The organism is Arthrobacter sp. 10L424 (genome assembly GCF_056395325.1).
Genome location: NZ_JBFTJH010000012.1, coordinates 88,851 through 108,692 on the forward strand (window position 1 = coordinate 88,851; position 19,842 = coordinate 108,692).

At 68.5% G+C, this 19,842-nt stretch carries 18 protein-coding genes; 6 read left to right on the top strand and 12 right to left on the bottom strand.

Annotated features, from left to right (window positions below; genetic code table 11):
• Position 1 precedes the first annotated feature (1 nt).
• Positions 2 to 1,180 carry a Gfo/Idh/MocA family protein gene (locus tag AC1DC5_RS17715; protein ID WP_476866009.1) on the top strand — a complete coding sequence of 393 codons (1,179 nt, stop codon included), beginning with the start codon at positions 2 to 4 and terminating at the stop codon, positions 1,178 to 1,180.
• Positions 1,177 to 2,196 carry a sugar phosphate isomerase/epimerase family protein gene (locus AC1DC5_RS17720; protein ID WP_476866010.1) on the top strand — a complete coding sequence of 340 codons (1,020 nt, stop codon included), beginning with the start codon at positions 1,177 to 1,179 and terminating at the stop codon, positions 2,194 to 2,196. Before AC1DC5_RS17715 ends, AC1DC5_RS17720 begins: the two co-directional genes overlap by 4 nt.
• Positions 2,197 to 2,298: 102 nt before the next feature.
• Here AC1DC5_RS17720 and tgt read toward each other — a convergent pair whose 3' ends face one another.
• The 5 genes from tgt to AC1DC5_RS17745 all read right to left on the bottom strand — a co-directional run bounded on the left by tgt (position 2,299) and on the right by AC1DC5_RS17745 (position 6,910).
• Positions 2,299 to 3,597 carry a tRNA guanosine(34) transglycosylase Tgt gene (gene tgt / locus AC1DC5_RS17725; RefSeq protein WP_476866011.1) on the bottom strand — a complete coding sequence of 433 codons (1,299 nt, stop codon included), beginning with the start codon at positions 3,595 to 3,597 and terminating at the stop codon, positions 2,299 to 2,301.
• 33 nt (positions 3,598 to 3,630) lie between these two features.
• Positions 3,631 to 4,356, bottom strand: coding sequence for an SRPBCC family protein (locus AC1DC5_RS17730; RefSeq protein ID WP_441405652.1), 726 nt, complete (start codon positions 4,354 to 4,356; stop codon positions 3,631 to 3,633).
• A gap of 48 nt (positions 4,357 to 4,404) precedes the next feature.
• Entirely contained in the window at positions 4,405 to 5,445 is a 1,041-nt protein-coding gene (locus AC1DC5_RS17735; RefSeq protein WP_476866012.1) for a DUF6707 family protein, read from the bottom strand.
• Between the two features lie 96 nt (positions 5,446 to 5,541).
• Complete coding sequence (locus AC1DC5_RS17740; protein WP_056427539.1) at positions 5,542 to 6,081, bottom strand: NUDIX hydrolase family protein; 540 nt, start codon at positions 6,079 to 6,081, stop codon at positions 5,542 to 5,544.
• A 43-nt stretch (positions 6,082 to 6,124) separates the two neighbouring features.
• Positions 6,125 to 6,910 (bottom strand): VOC family protein, encoded by a 786-nt coding sequence (locus AC1DC5_RS17745; RefSeq protein WP_476866013.1) that lies wholly within the window; start codon positions 6,908 to 6,910, stop codon positions 6,125 to 6,127.
• 94 nt (positions 6,911 to 7,004) lie between these two features.
• Between AC1DC5_RS17745 and AC1DC5_RS17750 the strand changes: the two genes are divergently transcribed.
• Positions 7,005 to 7,604, top strand: coding sequence for a YdeI/OmpD-associated family protein (locus tag AC1DC5_RS17750; RefSeq protein WP_441405649.1), 600 nt, complete (start codon positions 7,005 to 7,007; stop codon positions 7,602 to 7,604).
• A 33-nt stretch (positions 7,605 to 7,637) separates the two neighbouring features.
• Here AC1DC5_RS17750 and AC1DC5_RS17755 read toward each other — a convergent pair whose 3' ends face one another.
• From AC1DC5_RS17755 to AC1DC5_RS17775, 5 genes are all read right to left on the bottom strand, one after another.
• The gene (locus tag AC1DC5_RS17755; protein WP_476866014.1) at positions 7,638 to 9,554 is read right to left on the bottom strand and encodes a glycogen debranching N-terminal domain-containing protein; all 1,917 of its coding nucleotides are present in this window, start codon (positions 9,552 to 9,554) and stop codon (positions 7,638 to 7,640) included.
• Positions 9,555 to 9,659: 105 nt separating this feature from the next.
• Positions 9,660 to 10,835: an ABC transporter ATP-binding protein gene (locus tag AC1DC5_RS17760; protein WP_476866015.1), complete on the bottom strand. Its 1,176-nt coding sequence runs from the start codon at positions 10,833 to 10,835 to the stop codon at positions 9,660 to 9,662.
• A complete protein-coding gene (locus AC1DC5_RS17765; protein WP_441405646.1) occupies positions 10,832 to 12,424 on the bottom strand; it encodes an ABC transporter permease in 1,593 nt (530 codons plus the stop codon). Before AC1DC5_RS17765 ends, AC1DC5_RS17760 begins: the two co-directional genes overlap by 4 nt.
• 4 nt (positions 12,425 to 12,428) lie before the next feature.
• Positions 12,429 to 13,484, bottom strand: a complete 1,056-nt coding sequence (locus tag AC1DC5_RS17770) for an iron ABC transporter substrate-binding protein (RefSeq protein ID WP_476866016.1) — start codon at positions 13,482 to 13,484, stop codon at positions 12,429 to 12,431.
• Between the two features lie 168 nt (positions 13,485 to 13,652).
• Positions 13,653 to 15,008 (bottom strand): glycoside hydrolase family 76 protein, encoded by a 1,356-nt coding sequence (locus AC1DC5_RS17775; RefSeq protein ID WP_441405644.1) that lies wholly within the window; start codon positions 15,006 to 15,008, stop codon positions 13,653 to 13,655.
• Between the two features lie 229 nt (positions 15,009 to 15,237).
• Here AC1DC5_RS17775 and AC1DC5_RS17780 point away from each other — a divergent pair, with 229 nt between their 5' ends.
• Together AC1DC5_RS17780 and AC1DC5_RS17785 are read left to right on the top strand one after the other, a co-directional pair.
• Positions 15,238 to 16,083 carry an SDR family NAD(P)-dependent oxidoreductase gene (locus tag AC1DC5_RS17780; protein ID WP_441405643.1) on the top strand — a complete coding sequence of 282 codons (846 nt, stop codon included), beginning with the start codon at positions 15,238 to 15,240 and terminating at the stop codon, positions 16,081 to 16,083.
• Between the two features lie 98 nt (positions 16,084 to 16,181).
• On the top strand, positions 16,182 to 17,321 hold the full coding sequence (locus AC1DC5_RS17785) for an acyl-CoA dehydrogenase family protein (protein ID WP_476866022.1): 1,140 nt from the start codon (positions 16,182 to 16,184) through the stop codon (positions 17,319 to 17,321).
• On the opposite strand, the gene AC1DC5_RS17790 is transcribed toward AC1DC5_RS17785, so the two are convergent.
• Positions 17,318 to 18,163 (bottom strand): DUF1684 domain-containing protein, encoded by an 846-nt coding sequence (locus tag AC1DC5_RS17790; protein WP_441405642.1) that lies wholly within the window; start codon positions 18,161 to 18,163, stop codon positions 17,318 to 17,320. The genes AC1DC5_RS17785 and AC1DC5_RS17790 overlap by 4 nt on opposite strands.
• Positions 18,164 to 18,189: 26 nt before the next feature.
• On the bottom strand, positions 18,190 to 18,810 hold the full coding sequence (locus AC1DC5_RS17795) for a TetR/AcrR family transcriptional regulator (protein ID WP_476866017.1): 621 nt from the start codon (positions 18,808 to 18,810) through the stop codon (positions 18,190 to 18,192).
• Positions 18,811 to 18,966: 156 nt separating this feature from the next.
• On the opposite strand from AC1DC5_RS17795, the gene AC1DC5_RS17800 reads away from it, so the two are divergent.
• Positions 18,967 to 19,647, top strand: a complete 681-nt coding sequence (locus AC1DC5_RS17800; protein WP_476866018.1) for an NADPH-dependent F420 reductase — start codon at positions 18,967 to 18,969, stop codon at positions 19,645 to 19,647.
• The last annotated feature ends 195 nt before the right edge of the window (positions 19,648 to 19,842 follow it).

Consider the following 19,842-nt stretch of genomic DNA (forward strand, 5'->3'; position numbering starts at 1 on the left):
GATGGCTGACAGTCTAGGGGTCGCCGTAATCGGCGCCGGCATGGCGGGCAAGGCCCACGCGGCCGCATACCGCACGGCATCGGCGCTCTACAGCCCGGTCCTTCCGCCCATCCGGCTGGTCTCCATCGGCGATGTTAATGCCGAGTTCGGTTCTCTGGCAGCGCAGCGATTCGGCTACGAACGCAACGACACGTCCTGGCAGGCGATCGCCGAAGCCGACGACATCGACGTCGTGAGCGTCGTCATTGCGAACTCCCTTCACCGCGAAGTCGTGGAGGGCCTGCTCGCCGCCGGCAAGCACGTGCTGTGCGAAAAGCCGCTGAGCGACTCCCTCGAGGACGCCCGGGCCATGGCGGACGCGGCCCGCAACGCCAGCTCGATTGCCCGTATCGGGTTCACCTTCCGCCGCACCCCCGGCATCGCCTACATCCGCGACCTCATCAGGTCCGGCGTCCTTGGCAATGTGCTGCACTTCAGCGGCCGCTACTGGACCGACTACGGGTTCAGCCCCTCGGCGCCGATGAGCTGGCGGTACAAGGGCGGGCCCGGTTCCGGTGCGCTGGCCGACGTCGGAAGCCACCTGACGTACGTTGCCGAGTTCCTCTGCGGCGACATCAAGTCCATCAGCGGCGGGCGCCTCAGCACAGTGATCGACAAGCGCCCGCTGCCGCTAGGTGCCGTTATAGGCCACGACCATGCCGCGCTCAGCGACACCTTCGAGCCCGTCGACAATGACGACTACGCCGTGTTCTCCGCCGAATTCGAGAACGGCGCCGGCGGCTTCGAGGTCTCCCGGGTCGCGGCCGGCCACGCCAACAGCCTGATTTTTGAAGTCTTCTGCGAGAACGGCGCCGCCCGGTTCGACCAGCGCCGCCCCGCCGAGATCGAACTGTTCCTCAACGACGGCCCGGCCAACGAGAACGGCTACCGCCAGGTCATCCTCGGCCCCGGACACCCCTATATCGCGGGCGGCCTGGCCATGGACGCGCCCAGTGTCGGGTTCGGCCAGAACGACGCCTTCGGCTACCAGGCCCGGGCGTTCCTCGAGGAGGTCGCCGGCCTCAGCGAAGCCGACTCGCTGCCCCGCTGCGCCACCTTCGACGAGGGCGTGCGCAACATGGAACTGCTCGGCGCCGTCACGGAATCCGCGCTCAACAACGGAAAGAAGATCACGCTATGAAACTCGGCGTCTACAACGCGATCCTGCACGACCGGCCCCTTCCCGAGGCCCTCAAAGTCATCGCCGGCCTGGGGCTCACCGGCATCGAAATCAACACGGGCGGGTTTCTGCCGGCCGTCCACGTGCCCAACATGGACCAGATCCTGGAAAGCGACGCTGCCCGCGACGACTACCTGGCGATCTTCGAGGGGACCGGCGTCTCGATCGCCGGCCTGAACTGCAACGGCAACCCGCTGCACCCCAAGCGTGAGATCGGCGAGAAACATGCCGAGGATATCCGACGCTCCATCCGGCTGGCGCAGCGGCTGGGCCAGGACCGGGTGGTGACCATGTCCGGCCTGCCCGGCGGCGAGCCCGGGGCCACCACGGTCAACTGGGTGGTCAACGCCTGGAACTCGGCCGGACTGGACGTGCTCGACTACCAGTGGGGCATCGCGGCCGACTTCTGGAAGGAGACCGACCGCCTCGCCGCGGACCACGGGGTGAAGGTTGCACTGGAACTGCACCCGCAGAACATCGTGTTCAACACCGCCGATGTCCACAGGCTCATTGAACTCACCGGCGCGACCCATGTCGGCGTCGAACTGGACGCCTCGCACCTGTTCTGGCAGCAAATGGATCCGGTCGCCGTGGTCCGCGAACTCGGCCCGCTGGTCTTCCAGGCAGCCGCGAAGGACGTCCGCGTCAACACCGCGAACGCAGCGGTCTACGGGGTCCTCGACAACAGCTTCCGCCGGCTCTCGCCGGATGAAAACCGCACCAACCTCGGCGGCGACGAGTGGGCCAACGAGTGGCCCAGGAACTCCGCCTGGGACTTCGTGGCCCTCGGCCGCGGGCACGACACCGCCTACTGGACCGAATTCCTCCGAGCCCTGTACGAGGTGGACCCGGACATGCTGGTCAACATCGAGCACGAGGACGTGTCCCTGGGCCGGATCGAGGGGCTCCAGGTGGCGGCCAAGGTCCTGCGCGACGCCGACTCAGCGTTGACGGCGTCGCTGCACCCGACGGCCTGACGGCCCGGTAGCCCGCGAGATCGCCGGAAAGCTGCGGGGTCGCCGGAACGTTCCGGCGATCCCGCACGCTTCCGGCGACCTCGACGGCGACGAAGGCGACACCTACGAGTAGTAGTGCCCCAGGGTCTCGGCCTTGAACTCGAAGAAGTTGCCGGCCTCGATGGCGAGCCGGGCATCGTCGACCATTTTCACCACGAAGCGCTCGTTGTGGATCGAGATCAGCGTGGCGGAGACCATTTCCTTGGCCTTGAACAGGTGGTGGATGTAGGCCCGCGAGTAGTTCAGGCAGGCGTAGCAGTCGCAGCCTTCCTGCAGCGGGCCGAAGTCGCGCTTGTACATGGCGCCGGAGAGGTTGTACCGGCCGGTGGGGTGGTAGAACGCCGAGTTGCGGGCCACCCGGGTGGGGGAGACGCAGTCGAAGGTGTCGGCGCCGTTTTCGATCGCGGTGAAGATGTCGTCCGGTTCGGAGATGCCCAGCAGGTGCCGGGGCTTGTTCTCCGGCAGCTCCTCATTGCACCAGCGCACGATCGTGCCCAGGTTCTCCTTCTCCAGCGCCCCGCCGATGCCGAAGCCGTCGAAGTTCATCGCGCCGAGATCGCGGCACGCCTTCCGGCGCAGGTCCTCGTACTGCGCGCCCTGGATCACCCCGAACAGGGCCTGGTAGGGCTTGCCGGCGCGCTCGGACGTGAGCCGGAAGTGCTCGGTGATGCAGCGCTCGGCCCAGCGCCGGGTCCGCTCCAGCGATTCCTCCTGATAGCCGCGGGAGTTCTGCAGCGTGGTCAGCTCGTCGAACGCGAACATGATGTCCGCGCCGATCTGGTGCTGGACGTTCATGGAGATCTCGGGGCTGAAGCGGTGCCGGTCGCCGTTGAGGTGGCTCTTGAACCACACGCCTTCCTCGTCCACGTGGGCCAGGCGCTCCTTGCCGGGGGCGACGGCGTCGTCGGGCCCGGAATTGTCCACCGACTTCATGTCGATGACTTTTTTGAATCCCGAGCCGAGGCTCATCACCTGGAACCCGCCGGAATCCGTAAAGGTGGGGCCGCGCCAGTTCATGAAGGCACCGAGGCCTCCGGCCTCATCCAGGATGTCCGCCCCGGGCTGCAGGTACAGGTGGTAGGCGTTGGCCAGCACGGCCTGCGCGCCGAGTTCGGCGACTGACTCCGGGAGCACCGATTTGACCGTGGCCTTGGTGCCGACAGCGATGAACGCCGGGGTCTGGATCTCGCCGTGGGGTGTGGTGATGGTGCCGGTGCGGCCCAGGAACTCCCCACCGTTGGCGGCAATCTGATCGGCCGACGGCGAGCAGCTTTCACTTAGGCGTTTGCCCACGCGGAAGGAGAACTCGGACTGGTGGGCGGGCGCGGAGGGCAAGGACGCAAAGTCAGGATTGGCTGGCACCGTTCAAGTGTGCCAGCTAACAGCCTTCAACCCTTAGTGCAGCGGATCGGATGTGGGGTAGTTCTCAGCCCGCCACTTGTCCCAGTAGCTGCGGATGGACTCCAGCTGGTGCGCTCCGAGGTCGTAGGTGGAGACGATGACCAGGGAGCCGCCCTCGGGCCTGATGTCCTTGATGGACGGCTGGTCCGCCACGATCACCAGGCCCTCGCCGTGTTCGGCGTAGTGGTGGACCGTGAGTCCCACCTGGTGGTTGCTGCGGAACCAGACCTTGCCGGAGACTTCCTCGCCCGTGGCCAGGGTGAGCGAGTACGGTTCGCCGGGGTTGGGAACATCCGACAGGCCCAGTTTTTCGATGGCGGACCCCTCGTTCCCGGGGACGGAGAAGAAGAAGGTCCGGCGTTTGCCGTGCGGGTGCCGTTCGAGGGCAAATCGGAGCTGCTGGATGAAGGTCAGCCAGCCCTGGGTGATGTCCTCGTCCCAGGCTGCCCACTCGGAATTGTGGTCCACCGCGGCCCGCGTGACGCTGAGTTCCGTGCCGGCGGGGACGGGCTTCAGGGTGAAAACGTCTCCGCCATCGACCACGAGGGACGTGTGGTCGGCGCCTTCGACCACATTGGGGCTGAAGTAGATCTCATTAATCTCGGCCGCCTGGTCATCGGCTTCCCAGCCGTGCCACTGGGAAACCTTGGCGGGCTCGCGCAGCATTGTCCAAACCTGCTGCGCGTCGGAGTTGATCACAACGCTCAGATTGTTCGTCATGGGGTGAATCTACAACGCCCTGCCCTGAGGGGATAGGGGGCAAACGCCTCAGGAGCGGACGGACTCGAGCTCGTTGCCGATGCGGCGGTCCAGCTCCGGGGCGCCGATGGTTTCCGATCCGCCGTGGGCGCGCAGGAAGAGCAAAGCCTCCAGCCGCAGGAGCCGCCATTCACGTTCCGCATCCGGATTCGAGTTGTCCATCGAACGGAAAATTTCCTTGTCGTACAGGTTTGGTTCGTTGAGGGAGCGCTGGCGTACCTTGGCGTTGATGCGGGCCTTAAACGGGTCCGTCTCCATGGCGTCGGGTGCCCGGAGGAACTTCTCGTAGACTGCGGCCCGGTCCGCCCGGCCGAGCTGGCGGCAGATGAAGCTGGACAGGGCCAGGGAAGCCTCCACCGACGACCAGCGGCCGCGGTTGCCGTCGAAGGGCAGCACATTGAGCAGATCGGCAACGGCGAGGGCGCTCTTGGCGTCCTTGAGGATGATGAACAGTTCCTGCGCCAGGTCGTTGAGGTCCTTGAGGCAGCTTCCGGACTTCGTGTTGATGCCCTTGGCCAGCCGTTCGCTGAGCAGCAGCACTCCCACGGACTTCGGATGGGCCGCGGCCGCCGCCTCCACCACGGACTCGGGCGTGCCCTCCAGGGCCGGGATCAGCGCCAGGTCCTCTTCGCTGGGGCCGCTCACCACGGGCGGAACGGGCGGCAGGGGCGGAACGACGACGGCGGCAGCTGCGGCGCCGCCGTCGGGCTCCTGGCTCCCGTCCGGTTCGGCCGTTTCGGCCCGGGCGCCGTCATCATCCGTGGCCGGTTCGACCAGCTGCAGCGGCGAGCCGGCGTCCTCGGCCGGAGCCGCGTCAGCCTCGGCGGCCGCCTCCAGGATCAGGACGGTGGAGGCCGCCGCGATCCGGAGCCCGCCGCCGCCGGTGAGGGTCGCCAGCACCATGGCGGGCGTTCCGAAATCGTCGGTTTCGACGTCCACCCGCTGGATTTCGGCGGAGCGGTTGCCGTCGGGCAGAAGCAGATGATCCCCGCTCTGCAGAGATCCAGCCTGCTGTTCGATGTAGTTCGGGGCGGCCGGGGGGTGGGTCATCTGGAGTCCTTAAATTCTTTTGCGGTCCGCCCAACAGTCTACAAAGGCGCGTCTGGGCAGCCAGCGGCGGGGGTCAGGTCCCGCAGCCGGCGGCGGTCAGTTTCCGACGCCGGCGAAGGCCAGGGCCTGCCGGATCAGGGCGCCGCGGCCGCCGCTGAATTCCAGCTGGACGTCCGAGCTCATGACTTCCTGCGGCGTCATCCAGGTCAGTTCCAGGGCGTCCTGGCGCGGGGAGCATTCGCCCGTGACGGGGATGATGTACGCCAGAGCGACGGCGTGCTGCCGGTCGTCGGTGAATCCGGTGTGCGACGGGGACGGGAAGTACTCGGCCACCGTGAACGGAACCGGGCTGATCGGCAGCTGCGGAAACGCGAGCGGGCCCAGGTCCTTCTCCATGTGGCGCAGCAGGGCGGCTCGGATGGTCTCCCGGTACAGCACCCGGCCGGATACCAGCGAGCGGATCATGTTGCCGTCCTCGTCGGCCTGTAGGAGCGTGCCGACCTCGTTCACAAACCCGAGCGGATCCAGCCGGACCGGGACGGCCTCGACATAGACCATGGGCAGCCGGCCGCGTGCCTCGAACAGATCGTCGTCGGAGAGCCAGCCGGGGTTCGGGTCAGGAGTGCGAACATTCATGGTTAAGTTCTACCCCATCCCCGCCGTTGCGTTGTGGTCACACTCACCCGGCAGCCGGTGCCGCGGCAATCCAGAGCGGCGGGCGGGCGGCAGTCCCGTCCGCATCGGGATTGGCCACATGAAGGGTGGGGAGCAAGGCTTCCTCAAGGACCGCCGCCTCGTGTCCGGCCGCCTCGAGACGCTGACGCAGGGCGTCAAGGTCGCCGGCGTATTCGAAGCCCAGGCCCGCGCTGCCGGCCCCGGTGCCGGCGCCGACCATCAGGATCCCGCCGTTTTTCGCCGCGAACGCTTCCGACTCGGCCGTATCGGAGTCTATGCCGGCGCTGCCGGCGGCGCCCGGGATCGGGCGGGGCCTCACACCGATGTTGCGCAGGGTCTGGGCCGCCGCGACGGCATCTTCGGCGAACCAGACGCCGACGACGGCGAGGCCCGGGTCCGCTTCCGGCGACCCGCCCCAGCTCCCGTCTCCGGCGGGTGTGGCCGGGTCGGCCAGGAAACTGAAACCGTCAGCGGCGGTGATACGGCAGGACGGACCGTGGTCCGCCTCGATGAGTTCCGCGGTGGTGCCGCCGGCAGTGGTGCTCTCGGCCGCGCCGGCTTCCTTGGTCCGCCGGGCAAATTCCTTCAGGTCGCCCACCTCGACGCCCAGGGCGGTGGTGCCGTCCCCGGCCGAGTCCTGCTCGGCGAAGTGCAGGGCGAGCCGGCCGGAACCGGCGTCGAACTCCCGCCAAGTGGGCTCGTCAACGGTCTTGACCATGCCCAGGCTGGTGAGCAGCCGCTCCCATTCGTCCAGGCGGGAGGTGAAGTGGATCGGGCGGACGCGCAGCATCGTTGCTCCTCAAGGTTTGGAACGGATTCCGGTTCTCAGGGATATCGTCCCACCAAAGCGGACGCATGTGGGCCGAGCGGAGCACAATGGTGCCATGGCTGATGAACTCGTGGAACTGCTCGTGAAGGACGCCGCCCAGTGGCGTGCCTGGCTGGAACTACACCATGGCGAGAGCCCCGGCGTGTGGCTGGTGCTGCATAAAAAGGGGGGCTCCGTGACGGAGCTGGACTACGAGGCCGCGCTCCAGGAAGCACTGTGTTTCGGCTGGATCGACGGCCAGGGACGTCGCCGCGACGCAGAGAGCTCCTTCCAGCGGATGACCCGCCGCGGACCGAAAAGCGTGTGGTCCGCCCGGAACGTGGACCGGATCGGGCGCCTGGAAGCCGAGGGCCGGATGGTTCCCGCCGGACGCGCCGCCGTCGACAGTGCCAAAGCGGACGGCCGCTGGGAAGTCGCCTACTCAGGCCCGGCGACGGCGGAAGTTCCCGGGGACCTGGCAGCTGCCATCGCGGCCGATCCGCGGGCGCAGGCGATGTTCGACGTCCTGACCTCGGTGAACAGGTTTGCCCTGATCTACCGGACCAACGGAGTCAAGCAGGCCGCAACCCGGGAGAGGAAGATCGCAGGTTTCGTCGAGATGCTCGCCCGGCAAGAAACGCCGTACCCGCAGAAAAGGCGCCCGCCCGCGCCCTGACAGCCCGCGCCCCGACAGCCCGGCCGGCGGACTTTAGAAGCCGACGCCCATGGCCTGCGCGATCACCACCGCCGACGCCGAGGACCACGCCTGCGGATGGCACGACGCAGGATATGGCACCGCGTGGCCAGACTCCTCCGCACTGATGCCGGCGAACAGTTCCGGCAGGCGGTGGCCGAAGGAGCCGGACGCGGCGAGCAGCCCCTCGGCGATGGTCCGGGCCTCGGGGAGGAATCCCTCGGCGAGCAGCCCCCGGACCGCGATCGCGGTGTCGTGGCTCCAGACCGAGCCGCAGTGATAGCTGAACGGCCAGAAGCCGGCGGCCCGCCGGGAAATCGTGTGGACGCCGTAGCCGGAGAACAGCTCGGGGCTAAGCAGCCGGTCCGCCACGAGCCGGGCCTCCCCGGCATCCAGGATTCCGGTGCCGAGCAGGTGTCCCATGTTGGAGCCCGGGATGTCCAGGGGATCGCCGTGTCCGTCGAGGGCCATGGCGGGGAAGTGGCCGCCGTCGTCCTCGACCCAGAAGCTCTCGCGGAAATTCTGCTGCAGCGCCTCGGCGAAGTCCCGCAGCGCCTGGCCGCCGGGTTCGCCATAGGCGTCGAAAAGATCGGCGGTGTCGACGGCGGCCTGGTAGGCGTAGCCCTGGACCTCGGACAGGGCGATCGGGCCGTCAGCCTGGCGGCCATCGCGGAACTGCATGGCGTCCCGGGAGTCCTTCCAGCCCTGGTTGCAGAGGCCGTGGCCGGTAGCGTCCTGGTAGCTGAGGAATCCGCTGTTCGGGCTTCCGGGGGCGCCCCGGGCGGCCAGCAGCCATTCCACGGCCCGTGCCGCGTTGGGCAGCAGCGAGCGGACCGCCGCGTCGTCCAGTCCGGACTCGCCGAGTTCGGCCAGCAGGCACAGCCACAGCGGGGTGGAATCCACGGCGCCGTAGTACACCGGCGGCAGGCGAAGGCCCTGGCTTTCCAGCACCAGCTCCTTGGACCGGAGCTCGTGCAGGATCTTGCCGGGTTCCTCGGCCGCGGCCGGGTCGTCCCGGGTGCCCTGGAACGCGGCCAGGGAGCGCAAGGTTCCGGAGGCGAGCCCGGCGTCGAGCGGCAGGAGCAGCCGCGCGGCCCAGAGTGAGTCACGTCCGAACAGCGTGAAGTACCAGGGCGCCCCGGCGGCGAGGAACGGCGCGTCCGGCAGCTTCCGGGTGGCCAGGCGGAGGCCGGCGAGATCATCGAGTGCGTTGTCCAGCAGCAGGCCCAGGGTGCCGGACGGCTCGGCACGGACCCGGCGCGAGGCGGGCGGCCGGGCCGCCACCACGGCGTCGTCGCTGTCGGCCAGCACTGCCTGCCATTCCGCTTCGAAGGGGCGGCCCCGCCCTGCCGTCCCGCGCCAGATGAGCCTCTCACCGGGCGCCACGCTGCCGGGGGCCCCCACGGTCAGGGTCCGTCCACCGTCGCGCCAGCGCAGCGTGGATTCATCAGACGCGAACGGCTCGGAGGGATCCCGGAAACGGCTGAGACGGATGGCGGCCATATCGGTGAAGTCCGCGGCGAGCTGGATTTCGATTTCCACGTCGAGCGACTCGAGGGAGGTGGTCAGGTGCAGGGAGTGCCGGACGACGCCGGGGGTGACGGTCCAGATCTGCAGCAGTTCGACGGCGGGGTCCTCGGTGGGCCCCGGGATGCCGCGGACCAGTCCACGCACCCGCAGCACACCACCGGCCTCCGCCTCGACCGTCGCGGGTTCCGGCTCCATGCCGTTCACCCGAACCTCTGCCCGGCACAGCATCCGGGTGTCCCCGTGCAGCAGCCCCGTAAACCAGCCACCGCCCGCCGCGCTGGAGGGGCTGGAAGCGCCGGCGGCGTCAGCGGCGCCGGCCAGCCGCCCGTCGGCGTCGAGCCACAACTGGGTGGGGGCAGCAACGGAGCAGTGCTGGCGGTGGAGCGCTGGCTGAACTGTCATGCGCCCCACCCTATGCCGGGAGCCGGACCGGCTCAACGGGCCCCGCGGGTGCGGCCCCGGGTGTTCACGGTACGTCGGTGAAGGGGGCAGCCGGCTTGGTGGAGGCTAGGCCGGAGGCAGGTCATCCACCGGGAAGGCCACGGCCTCGCCGACGACGCGGAGGCACAGTTCGGTGCCGGGGCGGGCGATCGAGGCGTTCCAGTGCCGGATGGTGATGATTTCGCCGCCCCCGGGGTAGCGGTGGTCGGCCACGGCGCCTTCCGCGAGGACGGGCGGGACGGCGAGTTTGAGCCGCACGGTGGTTTCCGGGCCGAAGTAATCGGTGTCCACCACGACGCCGCGGATGGGGCCGTCCTCGGCGATCCGGATCTGCTCCGGGCGCAGCATCAACTGGACCCGGCCCTGCGCAGGAGGCCGGCGCACGGGGATGCCGCCGAGGGAGCACGTGGCCAGGGAGCCTTCCATCCACGCATCGAGAATGACGGCGTCGCCCAGGAACTCGGCGGTGGCGCGGTCCGCCGGCCGGGTGTAGACGATGAAGGGGTTGCCGATCTGCGCCAGCCGCCCACCGCGCATCACTGCCACCTGGTCCGCGAAGGACAGCGCCTCGCCCTGGTCGTGGGTGACCAGGATGGTGGTGACGCCGGCGTCGTGGAGCACCTTGCCCACGGCCCGGCGCGTGGCCACGCGCAGTCCGGCGTCCAGGGCGGAGAACGGTTCGTCCAGCAGCATGAGTTCCGGCTCGCGGGCGAGGGCGCGGGCCAGCGCCACCCGCTGCTGCTGGCCGCCGGAGAGCTGGTGCGGGCGGCGCTTGGCCATCGCGGCGTCCAGGGACACCATTTCCAGCAGTTCGGCCACCCGGGCCTTTACGCCGCGGTGCCCGCCGGGGAGCTTGGCGGAGTCGAGGCCGAAGGAGATGTTCTGTCCGACGCTCAGGTGCGGGAAGAGAGCGCCGTCCTGCGCCACGTAGCCCACGTGGCGCTTGTGCGCCGGGACCCAGACGCCCTCGCCGGCCACTTTGGCGCCGTTGAGCGAAATGCTGCCGGTGTCCGGGTGCTCAAAACCGGCGATCAGCCGCAGCAGCGTGGTCTTGCCGGAGCCGGACGGGCCCACGATCGCCGTCGTCCCGCCCTTGGCCACCGAGAGGTTGACGCCCTTGAGGACGGCCTGGTTGCCGAAGTTCTTGGTGACGGAGTCGATTTCCAGATGGCTGTTGGTGCTGGTGGCTACGGAAGCGGCGATCCGCGGTTCCGGGAGCCGGGAAGGGCTGTGGTCGGTCACTGTCCCGCTGCTTTCTTGGACTGCTGGAAGAGGAGGTAGGTCATCGGTGCCGAGATCAGGATCATCAGCAGGGCGTAGGGGGCGGCGCCGGCATAGTCGATTTCGCTGCTCTTGCTCCAGAACTCGGTGGCAAGCGTCCGGGTGCCGTTGGGCGAGAGCAGGAGTGTCGCCGTGAGTTCGTTCACGATCCCGAGGAACACCAGGGCGGCGCCGCCCGCGGCGGCCGGCGCGGTGAGCCTCAGCGTGACCCGGAGGAAGGCAAGCAGCGGGGGCTTGCCGAGCGCCTGGGCGGCCTCGTCGAGTTCTTTCGGCGCCTGGGCCAGGCCGGACCGGATGTTGACGAGCGCGCGCGGCAGGAAGAGCAGCACGTAGGCTGCGATCAGCAGGGCCGAGGTCTGGTACAGGTCCGGCGCCGCCTTGATGCTGACCGTCACGAAGGCCAGGCCCACCACGATCCCCGGCAGGGAGCTCGTAATGTAGTTCGACAGTTCCAGGGCCTTGCTGAACCAGCTGGGGTGCCGCACGGCCAGGTACGCCATGGGGAACGCAACGACGGTGGTGGCCAGGGCGCCGGCGAGGCCGTACATCAGGGTCTGCAGCAGGGCGGGCAGGAACTCGTCCGCGGCCCAGATCTCCGGGCCTCCGGCGATGATCCAGCGCAGCACGAACGTCAGCGGCAGCCCGAAGGCCAGCGCGGTGAGCGCGATCAGGAACAGCTGGGCCGGGAGCTGGTAGACGTGCAGCGGAAGGCGCAGGGCGCCGGCCTGGGCGCCCGAGCCGATTCTGGCGTACCGGGCGCTGCCGCGGCTGCGGACTTCCACCAGCAGCAGGATCAGGCAGAGGAACACGAGGACGCTGGCCAGCATGTTCCCGGCGGTGCCGTTGAACGTGGACTGGTACTGCACCATGATCGCTGTGGTGAACGTGTCGAAGCGGATCATCGCGAAGGCACCGTACTCGGCCAGCAGGTGCAGCGACACCAGCAGCGCGCCGCCGGTCATCGCGATGCGCAGCTGCGGCAGCACCACCCGGAAGAAGGCGCGCCAGGCGCCGAGGCCCAGGGCCGCAGCGGACTGTTCGATGGCCGGGTCCAGCCGGCTCAGCGTGGCGGCGGCCGGGATGTACACGAGCGGGAAATAGGACAGCGTGGCGATCAGCACGCCGGACCACAGCCCCTCGAGGGACGGCACGGCGGAAACCCAGGCGTAGCTGTTGACGAAGGCCGGAATGGCCAGCGGCGCGGCGAGCAGGACGGCCCACCACTTGCGCCCGCGGAGCGTGGTCCGCTCCACCAGCCATGCGCCGCCTACGCCCAGGACCAGGCAGAGGGGCACAGTGATGGCCATCAGCAGCACCGTGTTGAGCAGGAGCTCACCAACACGCGCGCGGAAGATCAGGGCGACGGCGGTTTCCCACCCCGTGGCGGCCGTCATCACGATGACGTAACCCAGCGGGATCAGTGAAAACAGGGCAATGAGGACCGCGAGGATGGACACCGCGGAAACGCCGAAAGGCGGGCGGGGGCGTTTGCCCCGGCCCGCCGTCGTCGTGCTCCCGGAAGTCCCGGGAGCCGCCAGCTTGGTTGTCACGCGGTTACAGCAGTCCTGCCTTGGTCATCAGCTCGGTGACCTTTGCGGAATTGAGCTTGGCCGGATCCACGACGGGGGCCTGCAGCTCCGTCAGGGGGATCAGCTTCTCGTTGGCCGGGACATCGGAGGCGATCGCGTATTCGAAGGAGGTGCCCTTCTGCAGGATCTCCTGGCCCTTCTTGCCGGTGATGAACTTGACGAAGGCCTGGGCCGCCGCCGCGTTCTTCGAGGACTGCAGCACGCCGCCGCCGGAGACGGACACGAATGCGCCCGGGTCCTGGTTCTTGAAGTAGTACGGCGTGACGTTCTTGGAGTTCTCGCCGGTCTTCGCCTGGTCGCCGTAGTAGTAGTAGTGGTAGATCAGGGCGGCGTCGACCTCGCCGGCGTTGACCGCCTTCATGGCGGTGCTGTTGCCCTTGTAGGCCTTGTAGTTCTCCTTCATGCCCTGGAGCCATTCCTCAGTGGCGGCTTCGCCCTTGAGTTCGAGCAGGGCGGAGACGATGGCCTGGAAGTCGGCGCCGGACGGCGACGCCGCCCACTTGCCCTTCCACTCCGGCTTGGCCAGGTCCAGCATGGACTTGGGCAGCTGGTCCTCGGTGAGCTTGGCCTTGTCGTAAACCAGGACGGTGGAGCGGGCCGCGATGCCGGTCCACTTGTTGGTGGAGGGCCGGAATTCGGCGGGCACCTGGTCGACGGTGGCCTTGTCGACGTCGGCGAAGAGCCCGGCGTTTTCCACCTGGGCCATGGCCGGGGAGTTTTCGGTGAGGAAGACGTCGGCGGGGGAGGCCTTGCCTTCCTGGATGATCTGGTTGGACATCTCGGTGTCCGAGCCCTGGCGCATGGTGACCTTGACGCCGGTTTCCGCGGTGAACGCGTCCACCCATTCCTGCGTCAGGGATTCGTGCTGGGCGTTGTAGACGGTGATCTCGCCGGAGACCTTGCCGTCGGCGGCAGCGCTGCTGCCGGGGGAAGTCGAGGCGGCGGAGCCACAGGCTGCCAGGCCGAGCGCGGCGGTGGCCGCCAGCGCGACACCTGCCAGCGCGTTGGTGCGGATCTTCATTGGGGGCTGCTTTCTGCAAGGAAGTTCTTAGGAACCCTAGCCCCCTGTGAGCGGGGGAAGTTAGGGCATGCTCACTAGGAAAAACTGTAGGTTAGCCAAACCTAAGCAACCAAGCCGAGAGCGGCTTAAGTGATCAGGATCACATCAATTACGAAACTATTGCGTGACTTAATTGCCGGCGGGGGATTCTGTGCGTGATTCGGCCGGCGTCCCGGCCGGTGCTGCTGGCGTTGCGCGCGGCGCCGCCTCCGCCTCCGCGTCCGCGTCCGGGACCGCCGCGTCCGCCTCTGCGGGCTCCGGCTCCGCCGCCTCGTCCGGGACTGCCTCGTCCGGGAGGCCGGACCTGCCGGTAATGGAGGCGGCCGCTTCCAGCACCATCCAGGCCTGCAGCTGGGTGGAAAGCTCGACGGCGGCGCCCGCCGGGTAGCTGCGCCGCGCCGGCAGTTCGGGGCGGGTGGAGAACAGGATCCGGCCGCCCTTGCGGGCCAGCGGTTCCTGGGCCGACACGATGCGGCGGCCCTCCCAGAAAGCCTCGGCGGTGTCGTTCACGAGGGTCGCGGCCGTGTTCCGGGCCTCGGCGGGAAGCCGCTCGTCGATGGCGGCGAGGGCCAGGTACCGGACGAGGATGCCGGTGAACAGTCCGCCGTCGCCCGTTCCCTCGCAGCGCAGCACCGTGGCGCTGCGCCCCATCAGCGGGGCCGGGAGGGTGAGGTTCCGGGCCACGGCAGCCACGAGCGCGGAGGCGCGGGCCAGGTTGGTTTCGCCGCCGAGTTCCAGCAGCGCGCCGAGGACCGGCCCCTGGTTGTAGGTGTAAATGGAGCTTTCCAGCACCACGTCGCCCCCCGGCGCGATCCGCAGGCCGTCCTGGTACATGCCCTGTTCCGGGTCGAAAAGCCGGGCATCCAGCCAGTCCATCAGGGCCTGTGCCCTGGCTGCCTTGCCGGTGCGGGCGTAGTAGAGCGCCACGGGTGCCGTGGCGGGCGTGTTCTTGAAATCCCGCTTCTTGCTCCAGAACGTGCCGCCGCCGAGGTCGTCCGTGGAGGCGGAATCGAACTGCAGCGTGAGGCTCTTGAGGGCACGGGCGTTGCGGCCGCGGCCGGCCGCCTTGCGGCTGTCCTCCGCGAGTTTCTCGAGCCGCAGCGTGGACAGTGCCAGCCAGGCCATGTCGTCGTAATAGTTGTTGACGAAGGTCAGGAAATTGCGGAGCCGGATCCCGGCGACCAACTGGGAGGCGAGCCGGCCGGCGCTGGGCCGGTTCTCGCCGTCGAACCGTGTTCCGGGCCTTCCTTCGGTTCCGAGTTCCCGGCGGCCGGTGTCCACGAGGCAGTCCACATAGTGCGCCTGCCACCAGTAGTGCCACGGCCGGGCAAGATTCTTGACCCGGCCCGAGGGCCGCACGATCGCGGCGATGTGTGTCCCCGGCAGGAAGAAGAGCCGCTGCCCGAACAGCCTGGTCACGGAACGGGCCGCTTCGTCGGCCCGGAACGACCAGTTGGGGGCGGTGGAGATCTCTGCTGGGGTCATGGCTCCAGCCTAGTAGCGGCAGTACGTCCGGGGCGGGATCGCGGCTGCGCCGCGGGAGGCGATTCCGGCCCGGCTGCGTGAACCACCCCGCCGTCCGGCGGGCGGCGGCGCCGGCGAAGGTGCGGAATATCCGTATTCCAGTTAACATTCACTAACTAATGTTCCCTGCAACTTCGTGACACTGCACACAGTGTCGTGGCGGGTTCCGGTTCCACATCAAGGAGGATGCATGGACATCAAAGGTACAGTCGCGCTGATTACGGGCGGGGCCTCGGGCCTGGGCGCCGCGACGGCCCGGCGCCTGTTCGACGCCGGAGCCTCCGTGGTCCTGGTGGACCTGCCAAGCTCCGCCGGTGACGCGTTCGCCGCGGAGCTGAACACCCGGGGCGAAGCCCCTGTGGAAGCCCCTGTGGATGCCCGCGGCGCCGGCGACCGGAAAGAGGCGGCCAACAAGGCGGTCTTCGTTCCGGCCGATGTCACCAGCGAGGACGAGGTGCAGGCCGCCGTCGACGCCGCCGTCGCCCTGGGCCCGCTGCGGATCGTGGTCAACTGCGCCGGGATCGCGACCCCCGGCAAGGTTTTGGGCCGCGACGGCGTGCTGCCGCTGGAGAGCTTCAACCGCGTCATCCAGATCAACCTTGTGGGCACCTTCAACGTCATCCGGCTTGCCGCGGCCGCGATGGCGGCGACCGAGCCGGCCGTAACCGGGCTCGGCGGCCCGGAGCGCGGCGTCATCATCAACACCGCCTCCGTCGCTGCCTTCGATGGGCAGATCGGCCAGCCGGCCTATGCCGCCTCCAAGGGGGCGGTCCATGCGATGACGCTGCCGATCGCCCGTGAACTCGCGCGCTCGCTGATCCGGGTGGTCACCATCGCGCCGGGCATCTTCGAGACGCCGATGATGGCCGGTCTGCCGCAGGAAGCCCAGGATTCCCTCGGGCAGCAGGTGCCGCACCCGTCCCGGCTGGGCAAGCCTGACGAGTACGCGAACCTCGCCGCGCATATTGTGGACAACGCCATGCTCAACGGCGAGACCATCCGCCTTGACGGTGCCATCCGAATGGGGCCGAAGTGATGCCGGCCGGGGTTGCCGCTCCGTTCGGTCTGCCCGTCTCCGCGCCGCCTCTCTCTTACGAGGGGTTGCCGACAGCCGATTTCTTCGACTTCGAGTCGATGCTCAACGCTACGGAACAGGAAAAGCTCGCCGAGCTGCGGGATTTCCTGGCCCGCGAGGTGGCACCCTTCGCCGGTGACTGGTGGAACAAGGCCGAGTTCCCCGCGCACATCCTGCCCAAGCTGGCGGCACTCGAACTCAGCGCACCGGCGCAGCGCGGCTACAGCAAACTGTTCGCCGGATTGGTCATCGCCGAGATCACCCGGGTGGACACCTCGCTGGCAACGTTTTTCCTGGTCCACCACGACCTCTTTGTCGAATCCCTCTACGGCTTTGGATCCGAGGAGCAAAAGTCGCGCCTGCTGGACGACGCCGCGAACCTCCGGACCACCGGCGCCTTCGCCCTGACCGAACCGGACCACGGCTCCGATGTGGCCGGCGGCATGGAGACCCTCGCCCGCCGCGTTCCCGGCGGGGCTCCCGACGGCGGCGACACGTGGGTGCTCAACGGCGCCAAGCGCTGGATCGGCAACGGGACGTTCTGCGACTACATGCTCGTCTGGGCCCGGGACGAGGCCGACGGCGCCGTCCGCGGCTTCATCGTCGACGCCACATTGCCCGGCGTGAGCCGGAGCAGGATCGAGAACAAGATCGCACTGCGCACGGTGCAGAACGCCGACATTGTCTTCAAGGACGTGCAGGTGGCCGAGGCCGACCGTTTCGCCGGGATCAACAGCTTTGAGGACACCAACGAACTCCTGCGCGGCTCCCGGATCATGGTCGCCTGGCAGGGCGTCGGGCAGCAGCTGGCCGCGTTCGACGTCGCCCGGCAGTACGCCGTCGAACGTCAGCAGTTCGGCCGGCCGCTGGCGAAATTCCAGCTGGTCCAGCAGCAGCTGGTGACCATGCTCGGCAACGCCGTGGCCAGCATGGGGATGATGGTCCGGATCGCCCAGCTGCAGGAGAAAGGCGCGGCGGACATGCCCCAGGTGGCCTTGGCGAAGTCCTATGTGAGCGCCCGGATGCGGGAAACCGTGGCGATGGGTCGGTCCCTGCTGGGCGGGAACGGGATCGTCACCGACTACCGGATGGCCAAGATCTTTGCCGACGCCGAGGCGATCTACACCTACGAGGGCTCTTTCGAGATCAACACGCTGATCGTGGGCCGGGCCGTGACCGGGGTTTCGGCGATCGTCTAAAAGAGCGCCGGTTCCTTCTCCCCGGCCTCGATCCGGTAGTCCAGGCTGTTGTTTTTCACCGGCATGGGGCAGGTGCCGTACGGGGTGAAGGCGCTGGGGTAGTTGATGGCGCGGTTGAAGTCCAGGATGACGGTGTTGTCCGGCCGCGGCCGGGCTGTGGAGACCTTCCGCCACTCGGCAGTTGCCTTCTCCGGGGCGGAGTCTCCATTGGTCTCGTCGTGGAACGTGACCGTCAGGGCTCCGAGCTTTTCCTCCTCGGCCTGCAGGTGGAACTCGTGGTCCTTGCCGGGGAGCCGGAACACGAGCTCGCCGACCGTGCGGTGGACGCCGTCGACCAGCGGGTTGGCGGTGCCGATCGGGACGTCCACGGGTTCCGGATAGGGCCGGAAGCTGGCCTCAACCACCAGGTCCGGCCGGTAGTCGAAGGTGGGGACGCCATCGAACTCGGTGAACACGGGCGACGTCGAATCCCGGGTGCGCACGGCGTACTGGTTGGCGCGCATGGCCAGCTCCACCACCACCTGCCGGCCGTCCTCGCCGCCGTACTGGACCCAGAGCAGGGACTCCTCGTCGGACAGCGTCGCGCTGATGGTGCCGTCCACGGGCCCGCCGGTCTCCACGAGGGTGAGCCCGTCCGCCGCCGCAGCGGTGAGGAACGCCGTCGTGCCGTCCGTGGACCAGAGCCCGGGAACCAGTTCGACGGCGGCCGGCTGGCCCTCCAGCCACTGGAAGGAGGTCAGCGTCAGCCAGCCGTAGTCGCCGGCCAGGGCCGTGTTGCGGCTATTCCTGAAGCGCTGCCAGCGGGCGAGCTGGGCTTCGGGATCGCGGTGCGGGGTGCTCACGGGTTCCTCCTGGGGATTGCTGCCGGTCAGTTGGGGGTGGGTGCGGTGCTGCGGCTTGCGGCCACGAGTTGCGCTGCGGCGTCGCGGGCCGCGGCGGCGGCCGCGGGGTCGCCGTCGAGCACCCCGCTGGCCAGGCCGCCGTCGAGCAGCAGGGTCAGGCTGCGGGCTAGCTGGTCCGGATCTTGGGCGCCGGCCCGAACGGCGAGATCCCGGATCCAGGCGCGAATGTTCTCCTTGTGGGCCACCGTCCGCTCATGGACGCGGGTTCCGGAGGCAGACTCGGCGGCGGCGTTGATGAAGGCGCACCCGCGGTAGCCGTCCCGGCGGCAGGCGCTGGTCAGCGCGTCGAACAGCCCCACGAGCTGGACCGCGGGGTCTGGTCCGGCGGCCTCCGCCGCGGTGTGGAGCTGGCCGGTCCAGACGTCGTCGACCTTCTCCAGATACGCCAGGATCAGGTCATCCTTGGCCGGAAAATACTTGTAGAACGTGGCCTTCGCGACGCCCGATTCGGCAATGATTGTGTCGATGCCGGCGGCCCGGAGCCCGTGCGCATAGAACAGCCGGAAAGCCGTGGACAGGATTTTGTCCCGGGCCTGCCCGGCGGGGGTGCGGGCGGCCTGCGTTGCGGCGTCTGCTGGCGGCCTCATGGCTCCATGCTACACAGACAAGTCTGTCTAGGGCGGGGGGTTCCTCACGTCCACTCCGGCGAGAAGCTGTTGCCCTTGTCGTAGACAGGTCTGTCTGATAGCGTCCGAGCAACGGTAGACGGACCTGTCTACCTGGCTTGCAGAACTGAGGACACCATGAAAATTGCCGTACTGGGAACCGGGACGGTTGGCCCCGCGCTCGCGGAAGCGCTGGACGCACTGGGGCACGACGTGGTCATCGGCACCCGCGATCCACGGGCGACGGTGGCCCGGACCGAGCCGGGCGCGATGGGCGGCGCACCCTTTGCCGCGTGGCACGCCGCGCACAGCAGGATCGACGTCGTGACTCTCGCGGACGCCGCTGCAGGGGCCGACGTCGTCGTCAATGCCACCAACGGCGCCGGCACCCTCGAGGCGCTCACTGCGGCGGGGGCGGAAAACCTGAGCGGCAAAGTTCTGATGGACGTCGCGAACCCGCTGGACCTCTCGCACGGGTTTCCGCCGTCGTTGAACCCGGTAAACACTGACAGCCTTGGTGAGCAGATCCAGCACGCCTTCCCGGAGGCGCGCGTGGTCAAGACCCTCAACACGATGACTGCCAGCGTGATGGTGGATCCGGCAAGTGTGGCCGGGGGAGAGCATTCGGTCTTCATCTCCGGCAACGACGCGGACGCCAAGGAAACCGTGCGGGGACTGCTCAGGGAATTCGGGCACCGGGACATCATCGATCTGGGCGACATCAGCACCGCCCGCGGCGCTGAAATGATCCTGCCGCTCTGGCTGCGGGTCTGGGGCGCGCTGGGTACCGGAGCGTTCAACTTCAAGGTCGCGCGGTAGGGCTTGACCGGAACCGTCCGCGGGCCGGGCCTGCGGCCGGGGCGTGTCCCTGTTGCCTCATGTCAATACCTCCGGGAAGGTGCAGTCGTTGCCTCAGATGAATTCCTCCGGCTGGCGCGTTGGTTCCATCGTTCGTTCACGGCGGGTTTGACGGGGGCAGCCTGTTTGGCAGTGGCGATGGCTTCTAGCTGGCCG